The 14,319-nt window shown below is 64.0% G+C and carries 14 protein-coding genes and 1 pseudogene; 9 read left to right on the top strand and 6 right to left on the bottom strand.

Annotation, left to right across the window (positions count from 1 at the left end):
* Nucleotides 1–7: 7 nt before the first annotated feature.
* Together NKI50_RS17840 and NKI50_RS17835 are read right to left on the bottom strand one after the other, a co-directional pair.
* Entirely contained in the window at nucleotides 8–1,264 is a 1,257-nt protein-coding gene (locus NKI50_RS17840) for an RNA polymerase sigma factor (protein WP_352640373.1), read from the bottom strand.
* Nucleotides 1,264–1,617, bottom strand: a complete 354-nt coding sequence (locus NKI50_RS17835) for a YciI family protein (protein ID WP_023718846.1) — start codon at nucleotides 1,615–1,617, stop codon at nucleotides 1,264–1,266. The genes NKI50_RS17840 and NKI50_RS17835 overlap by 1 nt, the downstream gene beginning before the upstream one ends.
* A gap of 258 nt (nucleotides 1,618–1,875) precedes the next feature.
* Here NKI50_RS17835 and NKI50_RS17830 point away from each other — a divergent pair, with 258 nt between their 5' ends.
* The 3 genes from NKI50_RS17830 (at nucleotide 1,876) to NKI50_RS17820 (ending at nucleotide 5,492) form a co-directional block, all read left to right on the top strand.
* Nucleotides 1,876–2,835 (top strand): TAXI family TRAP transporter solute-binding subunit, encoded by a 960-nt coding sequence (locus NKI50_RS17830; RefSeq protein ID WP_352481372.1) that lies wholly within the window; start codon nucleotides 1,876–1,878, stop codon nucleotides 2,833–2,835.
* Between the two features lie 180 nt (nucleotides 2,836–3,015).
* Nucleotides 3,016–5,112, top strand: a complete 2,097-nt coding sequence (locus NKI50_RS17825) for a TRAP transporter permease (protein WP_352640372.1) — start codon at nucleotides 3,016–3,018, stop codon at nucleotides 5,110–5,112.
* Complete coding sequence (locus NKI50_RS17820; RefSeq protein ID WP_352592309.1) at nucleotides 5,109–5,492, top strand: DUF1850 domain-containing protein; 384 nt, start codon at nucleotides 5,109–5,111, stop codon at nucleotides 5,490–5,492. Before NKI50_RS17825 ends, NKI50_RS17820 begins: the two co-directional genes overlap by 4 nt.
* Here the strand turns inward: NKI50_RS17820 and NKI50_RS17815 are convergent.
* The 3 genes from NKI50_RS17815 to NKI50_RS17805 all read right to left on the bottom strand — a co-directional run bounded on the left by NKI50_RS17815 (nucleotide 5,405) and on the right by NKI50_RS17805 (nucleotide 7,966).
* Nucleotides 5,405–7,132: a saccharopine dehydrogenase family protein gene (locus NKI50_RS17815; protein ID WP_352640371.1), complete on the bottom strand. Its 1,728-nt coding sequence runs from the start codon at nucleotides 7,130–7,132 to the stop codon at nucleotides 5,405–5,407. The two genes, NKI50_RS17820 and NKI50_RS17815, sit on opposite strands and share 88 nt — an antisense overlap.
* A gap of 50 nt (nucleotides 7,133–7,182) precedes the next feature.
* The gene (locus tag NKI50_RS17810; RefSeq protein ID WP_502897221.1) at nucleotides 7,183–7,563 is read right to left on the bottom strand and encodes a thiol-disulfide oxidoreductase DCC family protein; all 381 of its coding nucleotides are present in this window, start codon (nucleotides 7,561–7,563) and stop codon (nucleotides 7,183–7,185) included.
* 256 nt (nucleotides 7,564–7,819) lie between these two features.
* On the bottom strand, nucleotides 7,820–7,966 hold the full coding sequence (locus tag NKI50_RS17805; protein WP_023718851.1) for a hypothetical protein: 147 nt from the start codon (nucleotides 7,964–7,966) through the stop codon (nucleotides 7,820–7,822).
* A 407-nt stretch (nucleotides 7,967–8,373) separates the two neighbouring features.
* Between NKI50_RS17805 and NKI50_RS17800 the strand changes: the two genes are divergently transcribed.
* From NKI50_RS17800 to ligD, 3 genes are all read left to right on the top strand, one after another.
* On the top strand, nucleotides 8,374–8,880 hold the full coding sequence (locus tag NKI50_RS17800) for a YciE/YciF ferroxidase family protein (RefSeq protein WP_023718852.1): 507 nt from the start codon (nucleotides 8,374–8,376) through the stop codon (nucleotides 8,878–8,880).
* Between the two features lie 125 nt (nucleotides 8,881–9,005).
* On the top strand, nucleotides 9,006–9,857 hold the full coding sequence (gene ku, locus NKI50_RS17795) for a non-homologous end joining protein Ku (protein ID WP_023718853.1): 852 nt from the start codon (nucleotides 9,006–9,008) through the stop codon (nucleotides 9,855–9,857).
* Nucleotides 9,858–9,866: 9 nt separating this feature from the next.
* Nucleotides 9,867–12,368, top strand: coding sequence for a DNA ligase D (ligD, locus tag NKI50_RS17790; protein ID WP_352640369.1), 2,502 nt, complete (start codon nucleotides 9,867–9,869; stop codon nucleotides 12,366–12,368).
* Between the two features lie 224 nt (nucleotides 12,369–12,592).
* On the opposite strand, the pseudogene NKI50_RS17785 reads toward ligD, so the two are convergent.
* Nucleotides 12,593–13,266 (bottom strand): annotated as a pseudogene (locus NKI50_RS17785) (ArsR/SmtB family transcription factor).
* A gap of 68 nt (nucleotides 13,267–13,334) precedes the next feature.
* On the opposite strand from NKI50_RS17785, the gene NKI50_RS17780 reads away from it, so the two are divergent.
* From NKI50_RS17780 to NKI50_RS17770, 3 genes are all read left to right on the top strand, one after another.
* A complete protein-coding gene (locus tag NKI50_RS17780) occupies nucleotides 13,335–13,550 on the top strand; it encodes a DUF1127 domain-containing protein (protein ID WP_352640367.1) in 216 nt (71 codons plus the stop codon).
* Between the two features lie 95 nt (nucleotides 13,551–13,645).
* Nucleotides 13,646–13,978: an NIPSNAP family protein gene (locus NKI50_RS17775; protein WP_352640366.1), complete on the top strand. Its 333-nt coding sequence runs from the start codon at nucleotides 13,646–13,648 to the stop codon at nucleotides 13,976–13,978.
* Nucleotides 13,975–14,319 carry an antibiotic biosynthesis monooxygenase family protein gene (locus NKI50_RS17770; RefSeq protein WP_023718858.1) on the top strand — a complete coding sequence of 115 codons (345 nt, stop codon included), beginning with the start codon at nucleotides 13,975–13,977 and terminating at the stop codon, nucleotides 14,317–14,319. The genes NKI50_RS17775 and NKI50_RS17770 overlap by 4 nt, the downstream gene beginning before the upstream one ends.

The following is a 14,319-nucleotide window of genomic DNA, read 5'->3' as shown; positions in this document are numbered from 1 at the left end:
CCTTGTCTCAGTGTCTTTCCGCGCGGTCGAGACCTGCCCGTCGTTCCTGCAGGAACCGGCGCACGGCCGGATGGCGTTCGAGGCCGATAGCCCGGTCATAGGCCTCGCTCGCTTGCGGAACTCTGCCGAGTCTTGCCAGCAGGCCCGCTCGGGCGGCCCAGTAAGGTTGATAGTCATACAGCCGCTTGTCGCCGCTGAGTTGATCAAGGGCGCCCAATCCTGCCGAAGCACCTTCGGCCTCGGCAATCGCCACCGCACGGTTGATCGACACCACTGGCGAGCCGGCAATCACCGACAGCGCGTCGTAGAGCTCCTTGATCGCGACCCAGTCGGTGCCGCCGGTCAGCCGCCTTGTCGCATGGGCTGACTGCACGGCGGCCTCGAGCTGGTAGCGGCCGACCACGCCCTTGGCAGCGGCGCGCCCGAGCAGCATCTCCGCTTCGTCGATCATTGTATCGTCCCACAGTGCAAGATCCTGCTGCGCTAGCGGCACATAGTCGCCTGCCGCATTGCGCCGCGCTGCGCGCCGCGCTTCGGCGAACAGCATCAGCGCCAGCAGGCCGAGTGCTTCCGGCTCATCCGGCATCAGCGAGGCGACCAGCCGGCCGAGCCAGATGCCTTCGGTCGCGAGATTGCGCCGCTGCGCTTCGGTGCCGGCGGGGTCGGACCAGCCTTCGGCAAACGCCGCGTAGATCGCTTCCAGAACGGTGCCCAGCCGCTCGCCGAGTTCGGCCCGCTCCGGCACGCGGAATGGAATGCCGGTCTCGCGGATGCGGGCCTTGGCGCGCACCAGGCGCTGGCTCATCGTGGCCGGCGAGACAAGAAAGGCCGAGGCGATGGTCGCTGCGTCGAAGCCCAGAACCGTCTGCAGGATCATCGGCGCGCGGATACCGGCCTCGATCGCCGGATGAGCGCAAGCAAACATCAGCCTGAGCCGCTCGTCCGGCAGGTCTTCGTCGGCCATGCGTGCCTCCATCTCCTCCGCGATCAGCCTGAGGTGGTCGCGGCCCGCCTCGCTTGTCAGCCGCCGTCTGAGCGCGTCGACGCGGCGCCGGCGCGCCACCGCCAGCAGCCAGGCTTCCGGCTTGTTGGGCACGCCCGCCTGTGGCCAACGCTCGAGCGCCGCTGCAAAGGCATCGGCCAAGGCGTCCTCGGCAGCGGCCACGTCGCGCGTGCGTGCGGCGAGATAGGCGACCAGCTTGCCGTAGCTTTGCCGGGCGGCCGCTTCCGCCGCCGCCCGTGCGGTGTCGGGCAGTTCAGGCATCACATGGTGAGTTCCCAGATCGGCCGCACCTCTACCGTGCCGGTGCTGGCGCCCGGGCAGCGCGCGGCCCAGGCAATAGCCGCGTCGACGTCCTCCGCTTCGATCATATAGAAACCGGCAAGCTGCTCCTTGGTGTCGGCATAGGGGCCGTCAAGCACGTTGGTCTTGCCATTGGCCATCCGCACCGAGGTAGCGGATTGCGTCGGCTTCAGCCGGTCGCCGGCGAGCCAGGCGCCCGATTTCTTCAGCGCTTCGGTGTAGGCGACATAGGCGCTCGACATCTGTGTCACCGCATCTGCCGGCGCGGCCGCCATCCCCGCTTCGTTTCCGTAGATCAAAAGCATATATCGCATGGTCTTCTCCCGTTTCTCGAAGGCCGCATCGTTGCGAGCCGGACGTATGTCGCGCGGCCCTGCCCGATTTCGACAGGCGCTGGAAAAATCTTTCGGCCGCGATGCGATCTCGCGCAAGCGCCGATGTGTTACGGCATCGCCTAGCCGTTCGTCTAATCGCTGCTATTGCGGGTTGGCATTTCCCGCCCGCTGTCTAAACTCGCTTCGCTTCGTGCCGCAGAGGAGGGCACGGCGGCGCATTTTCAGGGAGGAAATCGCATGCTCAATTTCAGGACGAAATTTGTTGCAGCCGGCGCGCTGGCGCTGTCGCTTGGCCTTGGCGCGGTATCGGTCAAGGCACAGGAATTCATCAACGTGCTGACCGGCGGCACGTCGGGCGTCTACTATCCGCTCGGCGTAGCGCTGTCGGAGATCTATGGCAAGGGCATCGAAGGCGCGCGTACCCAGGTGCAGGCGACGAAAGCGTCGGTCGAAAACCTCAACCTGCTGCAACAGGGCAAGGGCGAGATCGCCTTTGCGCTCGGCGATTCCGTCAAGCTGGCCGCCGAGGGCAATACCGAAGCCGGCTTCCCAGGCAAGCTCGACAAGCTGCGCGGCATTGCCGCCATCTATCCCAACTACATCCAGATCGTCGCCAGCAAGGAGTCCGGCATCAAGACGCTCGCCGACCTCAAGGGCAAGAGCCTGTCGGTCGGCGCGCCGGCCTCGGGCACCGAGCTCAACGCCCGCACGATCTTCGCCGCTGCCGGGCTGAAATACGAAGACCTCGGGCGGATCGAATATCTGCCCTTCGCCGAATCGGTGGAGCTGATCAAGAACCGCCAGCTCGACGCCACGCTGCAATCGGCTGGCCTGGGCGTTGCCTCGATCCGCGACCTCGCCACCTCGGTCCCGGTCAACATCGTTGCCGTGCCGGCGGAGGACGTCGCCAAGATCGGCTCGCCCTATCTTTCCGTGGTCATCCCGAAAGGCACCTATGAGGGCCAGACCGATGATGTCGCGACCGCCGCCGTCGGTAATTTCCTGATCACCAGCGCCGATGTCTCCGACGAGACCGCCTACCAGATGACCAAGCTGCTGTTCGAGCATCTCGACCAGCTCACCGCTGCCCATGCCGCCGCCAAGGCGATCGACCCGGCCAAGGCGCTCGACGGCATGCCGGTGCCGCTGCATCCAGGCGCCGAGAGGTATTACAAGGAAAAGGGATTGGTGAAGTAAGGCGCCATCCCTCCCCCTTGAGGGGAGGGTGGCCCGCAGGGCCGGGAGGGGTCCTCGGCGACGCGCTCCATCGTTCAGGCAAAGGTCGAGGCAGTTGAGGTTACCCCACCCGTCCATCCGCCTTCGGCGGCTGTCCACCCTCCCCTCAAGGGAGAGGGACGCCCCCCAGGAACCCCGCCAATGACCGAAACCCCGACCGTTCTTTCCACCACAGCCGAAATCCCTGTCGAAGGCCTGCCACCCGGCTTCGGCGAAGGCATCGCCGGCAAGGCGGCTTTTTTTATCGCCGTCGCCTTCTCCATCTTCCAGATCTACATCGCCGCCTACGGCAGCCTGCCGAGCCAGGTCGTCCGCGCCATGCATGTCGGCTTCCTGCTGCTGCTCGGCTTTGCCCTGATCGCCAATCTGCGTGCCAAAAGCGTCCCGGCGAAAGCAGTCTTCTGGACTCTCGGCGTGCTCGGCTTCGCCACCGGTCTGTACAACTGGGTATTCTATGCCGACCTCATCCGCCGCTCTGGCTTCCTCACCACGCCTGATTTGATCGTCGGCGCGGTGCTGGTCGTGCTGGTCTTCGAGGCGGCGCGGCGGTTGATGGGACTGCCGCTTGCCGTTATTGCGTTCATCTTTCTCGCCTACGCATTTGCCGGCAATCATCTGCCACCGCCTTTCATCCATCGCGGCTATGATTTCGCCCAGCTCGTCGACACCTTCGCCTATGGCACCGAAGGCATCTACGGCACGCCGATCTATGTCTCGGCCGCCTACATCTTCATCTTCGTCGTCTTCGCCGCCTTTCTCGAACGCGCCGGCATGATCGCGCTGTTCAACGATTTTGCACTTGGCCTGGTCGGCTCATGGCGCGGCGGCCCGGCGCAGGTCTGCGTGCTGTCCTCGGCGCTGATGGGCACCATTTCCGGCTCCGGCGTCGCCAATGTGGTGGCCAGCGGCCAGTTCACCATCCCGCTGATGAAGCGCTTTGGCTTCCGCTCGGCCTTCGCCGGAGCCGTCGAGGCGACCTCGTCGATGGGCGGCCAGATCATGCCTCCGGTGATGGGTGCGGTTGCCTTCATCATGGCCGAGACGCTGAACATTCCCTATGCCGCGGTGGTCAAGGCGGCGATCATTCCGGCGCTGCTCTATTTTGGCGCCTGTTTCTGGCAGGTGCATTTGGAGGCCGGCAAGGCCGGCCTGCACGGCATGGCCAAGGCCGACCTGCCCAATCCGTGGGATGCGGTGAGACAACACTGGCCGCTGGTACTGCCGCTCGCAGCACTGATCTATCTGCTGTTTGCCGGCTACACACCGGTCTTCGCCGGCACCATGGGCCTGGCGTTGACCATTGTGCTTATCCTCGGCACGCCGCTGGCGGCATCGATCGGGCCGCTCGCCTTCCGCGTCGTCTTCTGGCTGGCGCTCGGGCTTGCCGCCGCTTCCTTCATGAAGTTCGGCGTCAACATCCTCGGCCTGGTCATCGCCGTGCTGGTCGTCGCCTGCCTCACCTTCAAGGGCGGGCGCGAGACACTGCGCATATGCGTCGATTCCCTTGCCGAGGGAGCAAAGAACGCGCTGCCGGTCGGCATTGCCTGCGCCATCGTCGGCATCGTCATCGGCACGCTGACGCTCACCGGCATCGCCTCGACCTTCATCGGCTGGATCATCTCGATCGGCGAGAACAATCTGTTCCTGTCGCTGCTTTTGACCATGCTCACCTGCCTGGTGCTCGGCATGGGCATCCCGACCATTCCCAATTACATCATCACCTCGTCGCTAGCCGGGCCGGCGCTTCTGTCGCTCGGCGTGCCGCTGGTGGTCAGCCATATGTTCGTCTTCTATTTCGGCATCATGGCTGATCTCACCCCGCCCGTGGCGCTGGCCGCCTTCGCCGCCGCACCCATGGCCAAGGAAAGCGGCCTCAAGATCGGCATCCAGGCCACCAAGCTTGCCATTGCTGGCTTCGTGGTGCCGTTCATGGCGGTCTATACCCCGGCGCTGATGCTGCAGGACTCCGGCCCGATCGCCGCCCAGTTCGGCTATCCCGTCGAGGTCGCCTACATCGTCATCAAAGCCTGCATGGGCATCGTCCTGTGGGGCGCCGCTGCCGTCGGCTTTCTCGCCCGGCGCATGGCCTGGTGGGAACGCCTCGTCGCCTTCGCCGCTGGCGTGCTGCTGGTTGCGGCGCTGCCGCTCACCGACGAGGCGGGCTGGGCGCTGTCTCTTGCCTGGATCGGGTGGCACTGCTGGCGCGCGCGGCAGGCGTCACTGGCCAATTCGGCATGAGCCTCTGCATCGTCGCGGCCGGCAAGACGATGACGCTCGCGGTCGCCGCCTTCACGCTCTCCTGGACGCATTCTGTGGAGAAGACCCAGTGGCAGGAAGACTGGAAGGTGCTGCCGTCCGGCCTGCAACTCGTCGAGGCACGAATCAAGGGCTCGGGCGCCGGCATGGAGCCGCCGCAAGGCTCGGCGCTGCGCGACGGCTGGTGGGTCTATGCGCCCCGGGTCGGGCCACAGCGGCGCCTGGTGCTCGCCGCCTCGGGCGCCACGGGTCAAGGCTGGACGCTGTGCACGGCTCAGGACTGCCGCGAATTTGGCAAGGTGGCAGGCGACACGATCTCGCTGGAGCCGTGCGGGTCGGAAGGCTCTAGCCAGCCACGGTAGCGGGCGATCATGCCGGCAAGCGGATGCGAGATATCGACATGGAAGCGGAAGCGGCCATCCTCCACCGTTTCGTAGGAAGTCGAGCGTGGACCGAGCCAGATCGGCAGCGGCAAGCCAAAAAAGCTCCAGCGGCGCAAGACCAGTGCCAGCCGGCCGTCCTCGGCAACCAGTGCCATCGCGAAGGTCAGCGGGCCGAAGCGTTCGCACAGCAGGCGCTGCGATCGACCCCGGCCTGCGAACTGTAGGCTCGAAAAACTGTGCTTGCCGAATGTCCGCGTCCAGGTCTCGCCGTCCTTGTCGGTGTCGAAGCGGACATGAACCGGGATGTCCTCGCTTGCTCCGGGGAAGCCGACCATCCAGGCCATTAGCCGGCCAAGAACATTGTGCCCGCGTTCTACGCTAGCGCGGCCTGCGGCCGTGATCGTACGGTCATGCATTGACCGAATTGCCTCGGGAAGGCCTTGCCAGGCGGCACCGAGCAGCTCGGTATAGAGCGGCTTGTCCTCGTCCGCGGCCCCGTTCCTGAAGCCGGTGTAGATCGTCCGCCCGGCGAACAGGGCCTCATAGTCCCGGAGCTCTAAATCGCGTACCGCCGCCCGTGCGCCCGGCGCGGGCTGATGTCCGGCCAGCACTTTGCGGACCAGCGCTTCAACCGCCATCGACGGGATCAGCGGCCCATCGTTGCCCTCGGCCAAGAGATGCCACGAGCGCTTGCCGGTGGCGCCCGCGCGGTCCGATCCCTCCACCTCGACGAACATGCCGCCGCGATGCTCGCCCCAGCGCAGCCGGTTCGTCGCCTGATGCATCAGCGGCGCCAGCGGCGAAAGCGAACCGATCAACCCGGCGCGCACCAGCCAGGCGAGGCCGATCAGGGCGCGGTGCAGCACCTCGGGTACCGGCCCGGCTCCCATCCAGATGGTCCTCGCCTCCGGCCAAAGCTCGGCCAGAGCACGCAGGTCCGGAACGTCGACCAACGAGAACAGCGTGTTTCGAAGCGGCAGCTGGCCCGGCGGCGCGATAGTATAGCGCAGCTGCTCGGTAAACGGACAGCCTTGTTCGGGACGGCCATTACGAACAAGGCGCACCGGCTGACCGGTGTAACCGGCGATAGCGCGAATGACGTTTCCGCCGACACCGGCGAAGGGCGACGGCGCGATGCGGCCGCGAATTCCGTCGACCCGCGTCAGGTCCGAAGACAGGCGGCGCACAACCGCCGCCGTCAGCACCGGAAAGCTCGAGACTCCGGATAGCACGAAGACGCCGGCGTTTCGCGCCGCCTCGTCGAACGCAGAGACACCGGCGACGAAATCCGAGCCGTCGGCAAGATCGAGATAGTTGACGCGCCGGGCGATGCATGCCTCGATCAGGCCATAGCGTCCCTCGCCATAGGCCTGGAACGGACCGCTCGCGTCGACCACAATATCAGGCTCAAATGCAGCGAGTTGCACGGCGAGATCGCCGTCACGGTCGAACAGTGCCGGCAGCAGTTGCGCTGCCGTCGGAGCGCGCTTCTTGCAATACGCGTCAGCCTTGGCGAGCGAGCGCCCGGCGACGAACAGGATCAGATGGGGCTCGCCCTCCAAAAGCTCGACGGTGCGACCGCCAAAGGTGCCATAACCGCCGACGACAAGAACCTTCATCCGCAGTTCCCCCAAAATGCCCCGCGCCGCTCCCGGCCACGGCGATGAGCCTAGCCGATCAATCTTGCCCTCACCTCGGCGGAAGGGATTTCACAATTGTCCTTCTTGCCGAACAGGGCGTAGCGGTTCTTTGCGATGCGATCGTAGAGCCAGTCGCGAAGCGGGCGCGGCAACAACAGCAGGATCCGCGCCGCTCGCCATGGCCAGGCGAGTTCGGCCATGACGGCAACGAAGCTGTCCAGGCGTGTGAAAGCCGCGCCATCGATGATGACGAGATTGGTCTCGTAGCGATCCGTCTGCAGCCCGTATTTCTTGAACAGCATCTCGCCGAGCGGCGATTGCGCCGTTAGGAAATGGAAGTGGCCCTTGCGGTCGAGCTTTACCACCGTCCGCACAAAACCCGAGCACAACACGCAGACGCCGTCGAACACGATCAACGGGCGACTTGATTCGAATTCTGGCGGCTCAGGAGAATGGTTCGGCTTGACGATCACGTGGCGCCCGGCAGCTGGTATCAGGCGACACTAGGCCTGCCGGCGGCTGGATCAAGCCCGGAATGTTAGAGGCTTGGCGTTGTCGCCCGACGTCTGTCGGTCAGCGCAGGGCGCTCGGCGCGATAGGTCGTTGACCGGTTGTCGGCGTCGGGCCGGCAGATACGGCTGTCGTGACGGCTTTCCCTGGTCATCATCAGTGCACGCTGATCCCAAGCGTGTTGCCACGGCGCGCGCAGGCGGGGCCTGGGCCGCGCATGTAATAGCGCTCGGGCCGATAGGTCGGCGCGACGAATTCGCGAATGGCGGCGGCATAGCCGGCGATTTGATTCCAGAAGCTCATTTTACTCGGTCCCTGTCCCGTTTCGGATGTCCCTTCCGAATTGCGGGGATCATAGCGTCCAGGCGTGAATAGTCGGTGAACGCGATGTTAATCTCTGGTCGAAAATGCCTTTGTTCATGGCTGCAATGCGGCTGATTCGCGGTGTTTCCGTGCTGTCCGTCGGCATTTCGCCCAGTGTGACTTTTGCATCACATATGTTTCGCCTGAATGTCGCCGAGGCGCGCGTTTGTTTCACTTTTGCTGCCACGGCGAAATTTCCGTGCACGTGGTCGAAAAACCAGGAACCCGCCCGTCAGCCGCACGTTGATTTCCCAGTGCCGGGACGAACCGGCTGCGCGGGCTGCAGCTTCCGGCTGGAGCCGCAGCCAAAAATCCGAAACAGCAAGAGCAATGGAAAGGCAAAGGCCATGGGCTTCTTTTCGAAGGACATCAAAACACTCGACGATCTCTTCGTGCACACGCTGCGCGACATTTATTACGCCGAGAAACAGATCGAGAAATCGCTGCCGAAGATGATCGACAAGGCGAGTGATCCGCAGTTGAAAGCCGGCTTTGAGAAGCATCTCGCCCAGACCAAGGGTCATATTCAGCGTGTCGAGCAGGTGTTCGAGCTGCACGGCGTGAAGGCCAAGGAAGTCGACTGCCCGGCCATCGATGGCATTCTCGAAGAGGCCGATGAGGTCAGCGGCGACATCGCCGACAAGGAGGTCCTCGACGCTGCACTGATCGCGTCCGCCCAGGCGGTCGAGCATTATGAGATGACCCGTTACGGCACCTTGATTGCCTGGGCCAAGCAACTGGGCCGCAGCGACTGCGCCAATGTGTTGGCCAACAACCTCAAGGAGGAACAGGCAACCGACCGCAAGCTTACCGAGATGGCGGAAAGCAAGATCAACCTGCAAGCCGCCGAGTAGGGCCGCGATCGAGAATGGAGTTCAGGCAAGGCTGGGCCGAAAGCCCGGACTTGCCTTTTGCGCCGCCGGAACCGGAACGGACTTTGCCCGTTCTCGGTTGAACGTTGTCGCGCAGGGAGTTTGTCATGGCGCCGCGCCCCGCCTGGAGAGGGTATCTCAAGCTTTCGCTGGTCACCTGCGCGGTCGAAGTGACCAATGGCGTCACCCAGGCCGAAAAAGTTTCGTTCCGCGTGCTCAACCGCAAGACTGGCAACACTGTCAGGCGCGTCTATGTCGATTCGGCAAGCGGCAAGCCGCTCGATGAAGGCGACGAGATCAAGGGCTACGAGATCGGCGACGGCGACTTCGTCCAAATCGAGGAGGAGGAGATCGAAGCCGTCCAGATCGAATCCTCGCATACGATGAGCCTCGACGGGTTCATCGAAAAATCTTCGATCCAGCAGATCTATCTCGACACGCCCTATTATGTGACGCCTGCGGACGATGTCTCGGAAGAGGCTTTTGCCGTCATCCGCGACGCCATGGCCGCCAAGAAGACGGCGGGCCTTGCCCGCATCGTGCTCTACCGCCGCGAGCGTCCGGTGGTCATCGAGCCGCTGGGCAAGGGCCTGCTGCTGACGACGCTGCGCTATGGCGATACGGTGCGCAGGCCGGAGATGGTGTTCGGCGACATTAAGCCGGTGACGACCGACGCCGAGATGATCAGGCTGGCCGAACACATTGTCGATGAGAAACAGGCGAAGTTCGATCCTTCCGAATTCGAGGACAAATACGAAAACGCGCTGATCGAGTTGGTCCGCGCCAAGAAGGCCGGCAAGAAGGCACCGAAGACCAAGGCAGAACCGCGACCCTCCAACGTCGTCAATCTCTTCGATGCACTGAAGAAGAGCCTTTCGTCGGAGGCCAGCCCGCCGGCAAAGGCCAGACGCCCGGCAAAAGGCGCCAAGTCCAAAGCCGCCCGGCGCAAATCGGCTTAGGATCAGACCATGGCCGGCCTCGAGCAATATCACGCCAAGCGCGATTTCAAGAAGACCGCCGAACCGGCCGGTAAGCTCGCGCGCGGCAAGAAAGCCGTGCCGGGTGGCATCTTCGTCGTCCACAAGCATGCCGCCACCAGGCTTCACTATGACCTTCGCCTTGAGCATGGCGGCGTGCTGTGGAGCTGGGCGGTGACGCGAGGCCCGAGCCTCGACCCGCATGAGAAGCGGCTCGCCGTGCATGTCGAGGACCACCCGATCGACTATGCGCCGTTCGAAGGCACCATCCCCAAGGGCCAATATGGCGGCGGCTCGGTCATTGTCTGGGACGAAGGCACGTGGGTCCCCGAAGGCGACCCTGCCAAAGGGATGAAGAAAGGCCATATCAATTTCGAACTGCATGGCCACAAATTGCATGGCGCCTGGCATCTGGTGCGGCTGAAGCCGCGGCCCGGCGAAAAACGCGACAACTGGCTGCTGATCAAGTCCGACGATGCCGCCGCGCGTCCCGGTGAGGACATTTTGCAGGAGGCGCCGCAATCGGTGAAATCCGGCCTGACCATCGAGGAGGTCGGCGAAGGCAAGACCGCCGACGGCAAGAAGCCAAGCGTCTGGCAGTCCGACAGGCCGGCCGCCGGCAAAGCGAAGGCTGTCGCGGCAAGGCGGCTCGAATTCGTCGAGCCGGCGCTCGCCACGCTGGAGCGGGACGCCCCGCCCGGTAAGGACTGGCTGCATGAGGTGAAGTTCGACGGCTATCGCATGCAGGCGCAGCTTGCCGGTACCGAGGTGCGGCTTTTGACACGCACCGGCCTCGACTGGACCCACAAATTTGGTGGCTCAATTATCGCGGCACTTGGCGGCCTGAAATGTACCGATGCCGTCATCGACGGCGAAATCGTCGTGCTGGCGGATAATGGCGTGTCGTCCTTTTCGCTGCTTCAGCAAGATCTGTCGGCGGGCCGTACGGACCGTTTCATCTACTATGTCTTCGACCTGTTGCAGCTCAATGGTCAAGACATCCGTTCCGAGCCGCTGGTCGAGCGCAAGGAAAGGCTGCGCAGCCTGCTCGCCGGACAGACCGAAGAGCAGGCCGTGCGCTTCAGCGACCACTTTGCCGAGCCCGGCAAGATCATGCTGGAGCATGCTTGCCGCCTGGGCCTCGAAGGCGTCGTCTCCAAGCGTGCCGATGCGCCCTACCGCAGCGGGCGTGTTCCCTCGTGGGTGAAGTCGAAATGCACGGCGCGCCAGGAATTCGTCATCGGCGGCTACATGCCGTCGGACAAGACCGGGCGTGGCCTGCGCTCGCTGCTGGTCGGCTATCACGAGGGCGGCAAGCTGCGCTATGCCGGCCGCGTCGGCACCGGCTTCACGGCCAAAAGCACCAACGAGCTGAAGAAAAGGCTTGATGCGCTGAAGACGACAACCTCGCCCTTCGACAGCGCGGTGCCAAGGGGCAAGGGGCTGGTCTGGGTCAAGCCCGAACTTGTCGGCGAAGTGGAGTTTCGCAGTTGGACGTCGGACCGTATAATACGCCACGCGTCCTTCCAGGGATTGCGCGAGGACAAGCCGGCGGAGGAAGTCGTGCAGGAGAAACCGAAAGCACGCTCAGCCACGGCAGAGCCGAAGCCAAAGCCCACCAAAACCGCAGGCGCGGCGAAAACCTCGGTTACGCTGTCCCGCCCTGACAAGCTTCTGTGGCCCGAGGAGAACGTATCGAAGCAGGATCTGGTCGATCACTACGCGCTGGTCTGGCCGCGCATGAAGCAGTTCGTCATCAATCGGCCGCTCAGCCTCGTGCGGGCGCCGGACGGCGTCGGCGGCCAACGCTTCTTCCAGAAGCATGCCTCGGCCGGCATGCACGACAAGATCGCCGTGATGAAGGATCCGACCGACGGCGAGGAGATATTGTTCATCCGCGATTTCGACGGTCTCGTGGCACTGGTGCAACTGGGCGTCGTCGAGATCCATATTTGGGGCTCGACCACCGACGAGCTGGAAAAGCCCGACCAGATCATCTTCGATCTCGATCCCGACGAGGGCGTCGACGTGAAGGCGGTGCGCGCGGCGGCACTCGACATCCGCGGCCGGCTCGACGAACTGTCCCTGCCGAATTTCGTCAAGACCTCGGGCGGCAAGGGCTACCACGTCGTCGTGCCGCTGAAGCCGTCGGCGGATTGGGACGAGGTCAAGGGCTTCGCCCATGAGTTCGCCCGAGCGCTCGAACAGGCCGCACCCGACCGCTACACGGCGACGCTGTCGAAGAAGGCACGCACGGGCAGGATTTTCGTCGATTATCTGCGCAACGGCCGCGGCGCCACCACCGTCGCCCCCTATTCGTCGCGCGCCAAAAAGGGCGCCACGGTATCGATGCCGGTGACCTGGGCGGAGATCGAGGCCGGATTGCCGCCCAACGCCTTTCCGATCGGCGACAAGACGACGCTGAAGCGGCTCGGGCAAGCCGAGCCCTGGGCGGATTTTTTCAAGCAGGCCAAGCTGCTCAAGCGCGACTAGTGCATGTCGCGCAAAAGTGTGCAGCGGTTTTGCGATAACGACATGCATCAAAACAAGGACCTAAAGCGCATCGCATGAGGCCGGTCGAACGCGACGCGCTTTAAAGCAATTCCAGGAAAAGTATGAAAAGGTTTTCCGTCCGGAATTGCGTCAAAACAAAAAGACAGAGCGGTTCGGCGTTTCCGTGAAACGACGAATGCGTACTAGCGCGTCGAAGCGATCTGTCAGGCGAGAAACGTGTTCTCGAAGGCCTGCTTGCCTGCCGGTGAAAAGATCACCGCACGGCTGTCCTTCTCGCGCCGCGCCCATTTCTCGGCGAGGATCTTGTCGAGAATGGCGGCGCCCAGCGTGCCGGCAAGGTGCGAACGCCGCACGCTCCAGTCGAGGCACGCCCGGCACACCGGTCGCCGCGCTTGGTATGGATGTCGATGCCGATCGCGGCGAAATGCGAGGCGGCCGACGGCCCAAGCTGGATCTCCTTGTCGTCGCGCAGGAGCACTTGTCGAGCGACAAGACGGTCCAGCATCGCCACCGCCTGCTCGCCGGCGAGGTGGTCGTAGCAGACCCGCGCCACGCGCATGGCCGCGTCGCGAGGGCCGGGTCGCACCCTCTGCGGCCCGACAGCAGCAGCGACGCCGGTGATGGCTTCGATCATTCCTGCCACCTGCGGGCCGGCGAGGCCGTAATAGCGGTGCCGTCCCTGGCTCGCCAGCGTCAGCAGCCCGCCTTCCATCAGCTTCGATAGATGGGAGCTCGCTGTCGGAAGCGACACGCCGGCTTCGAGTGCCAGTTCGCTCGCCGTCAGTGCTGTGCCGCCCATCAGTGCGGACAGCATGTTTGCCCGCGCCGGATCGCCGACCAGGCTGGCAATGCGGGCTATGTCAGGGCCTTCGCGCATAGTTCGTTCCTCATCGAAGCATCCTCGTCAGACAAGCATTAATCTCGATGCAAATCAAGGAGACGACGATGCCTGCAAGGACCATTCTCAGCGCCGCGCCTGCTCGCCGGCCGTTCCCGTTAATTGTCTTGCGCCGCTTGCGGCTGTGGCTCCTGAAGCGGTGGTACGACCGTCATTCGCAGCGCCTCGATCTCGCCGAAATCGACGATCATCTGCTGCGTGACCTTGGCATGACACCCGAAGACGTCCGTCGCGAATACGCGAAATCCTTCTGGCAGGCATGATCAGCGAGGGATTGCCTAGCATATCGATCTTCGGAACGTTTCGACCCGGCTCGAACTGTGGTCGCAAGAAACATCCACCCGCCAAGGAGGCGAAAATGACCATTACCTGCTTCATCCGCTACGAGATTGATCCGTTCGGCAAGGCGGCGTTCGAGGAATATGCCCGCAATTGGGGGCAGGCGATCCCGCGCTGCGGCGCCGATCTGATCAGCTATTTCGCGCCGCACGAAGGCTCGGCCACCACGGCTTATGCCGCCTACAACATCGACAGTCTTGCGGCCTACGAAGTCTACCGCGCCCGGCTCGCCGCCGATCCCGCCGGCAAGGCGAATTACGAGTTCGCCCGGCGGGAAAAATTCATCCTGAAGGAGGATCGCATCTTCCTCAAGCTGGCCTCCGCGCCGCATGGTCCTTTGGTGAAGCCATGATCGCCGTCATCTTCGAGGTCGAGCCGGCGGCGGGCAAGCGCGAAGCCTACCTCGGCATCGCCGCCGACCTGCGGCCGCTGCTCGACGGCATCGACGGTTTCCTGTCGATCGAGCGCTTCCAGAGCCTTGCCGATCCGAACCGCATCCTGTCGCTGTCCTTCTGGCGCGACGAGGAAGCGGTGAAGGCCTGGCGCAACACGCAGGAACATCGGCAGGCCCAGAAAGCCGGGCGCGGCGGTATCTTTGCCGACTATCGTTTGCGCATCGCCCACGTCGTGCGCGACTACGGCCTGACCGAACGCGCCGAGGCGCCAGCAGACAGCCGGGTGGTGAACGGATAG

Source organism: Mesorhizobium sp. M0563 (genome assembly GCF_040321065.1).
Taxonomy (GTDB): Bacteria; Pseudomonadota; Alphaproteobacteria; order Rhizobiales; family Rhizobiaceae; genus Mesorhizobium.
Note: the sequence above shows the minus strand (reverse complement) of the source record. Positions and strands in the feature narration are given on the sequence as shown.

Coding starts and splice junctions, on each gene's coding strand:
- NKI50_RS17840 (WP_352640373.1), bottom strand. CDS start 1,264: ATGCCTGAACTGCCCGACACCGCACGGGCGGCGGCGGAAGCGGCCGCC.
- NKI50_RS17835 (WP_023718846.1), bottom strand. CDS start 1,617: ATGCGATATATGCTTTTGATCTACGGAAACGAAGCGGGGATGGCGGCC.
- NKI50_RS17830 (WP_352481372.1), top strand. CDS start 1,876: ATGCTCAATTTCAGGACGAAATTTGTTGCAGCCGGCGCGCTGGCGCTG.
- NKI50_RS17825 (WP_352640372.1), top strand. CDS start 3,016: ATGACCGAAACCCCGACCGTTCTTTCCACCACAGCCGAAATCCCTGTC.
- NKI50_RS17820 (WP_352592309.1), top strand. CDS start 5,109: ATGAGCCTCTGCATCGTCGCGGCCGGCAAGACGATGACGCTCGCGGTC.
- NKI50_RS17815 (WP_352640371.1), bottom strand. CDS start 7,132: ATGAAGGTTCTTGTCGTCGGCGGTTATGGCACCTTTGGCGGTCGCACC.
- NKI50_RS17805 (WP_023718851.1), bottom strand. CDS start 7,966: ATGAGCTTCTGGAATCAAATCGCCGGCTATGCCGCCGCCATTCGCGAA.
- NKI50_RS17800 (WP_023718852.1), top strand. CDS start 8,374: ATGGGCTTCTTTTCGAAGGACATCAAAACACTCGACGATCTCTTCGTG.
- ku (WP_023718853.1), top strand. CDS start 9,006: ATGGCGCCGCGCCCCGCCTGGAGAGGGTATCTCAAGCTTTCGCTGGTC.
- ligD (WP_352640369.1), top strand. CDS start 9,867: ATGGCCGGCCTCGAGCAATATCACGCCAAGCGCGATTTCAAGAAGACC.
- NKI50_RS17780 (WP_352640367.1), top strand. CDS start 13,335: ATGCCTGCAAGGACCATTCTCAGCGCCGCGCCTGCTCGCCGGCCGTTC.
- NKI50_RS17775 (WP_352640366.1), top strand. CDS start 13,646: ATGACCATTACCTGCTTCATCCGCTACGAGATTGATCCGTTCGGCAAG.
- NKI50_RS17770 (WP_023718858.1), top strand. CDS start 13,975: ATGATCGCCGTCATCTTCGAGGTCGAGCCGGCGGCGGGCAAGCGCGAA.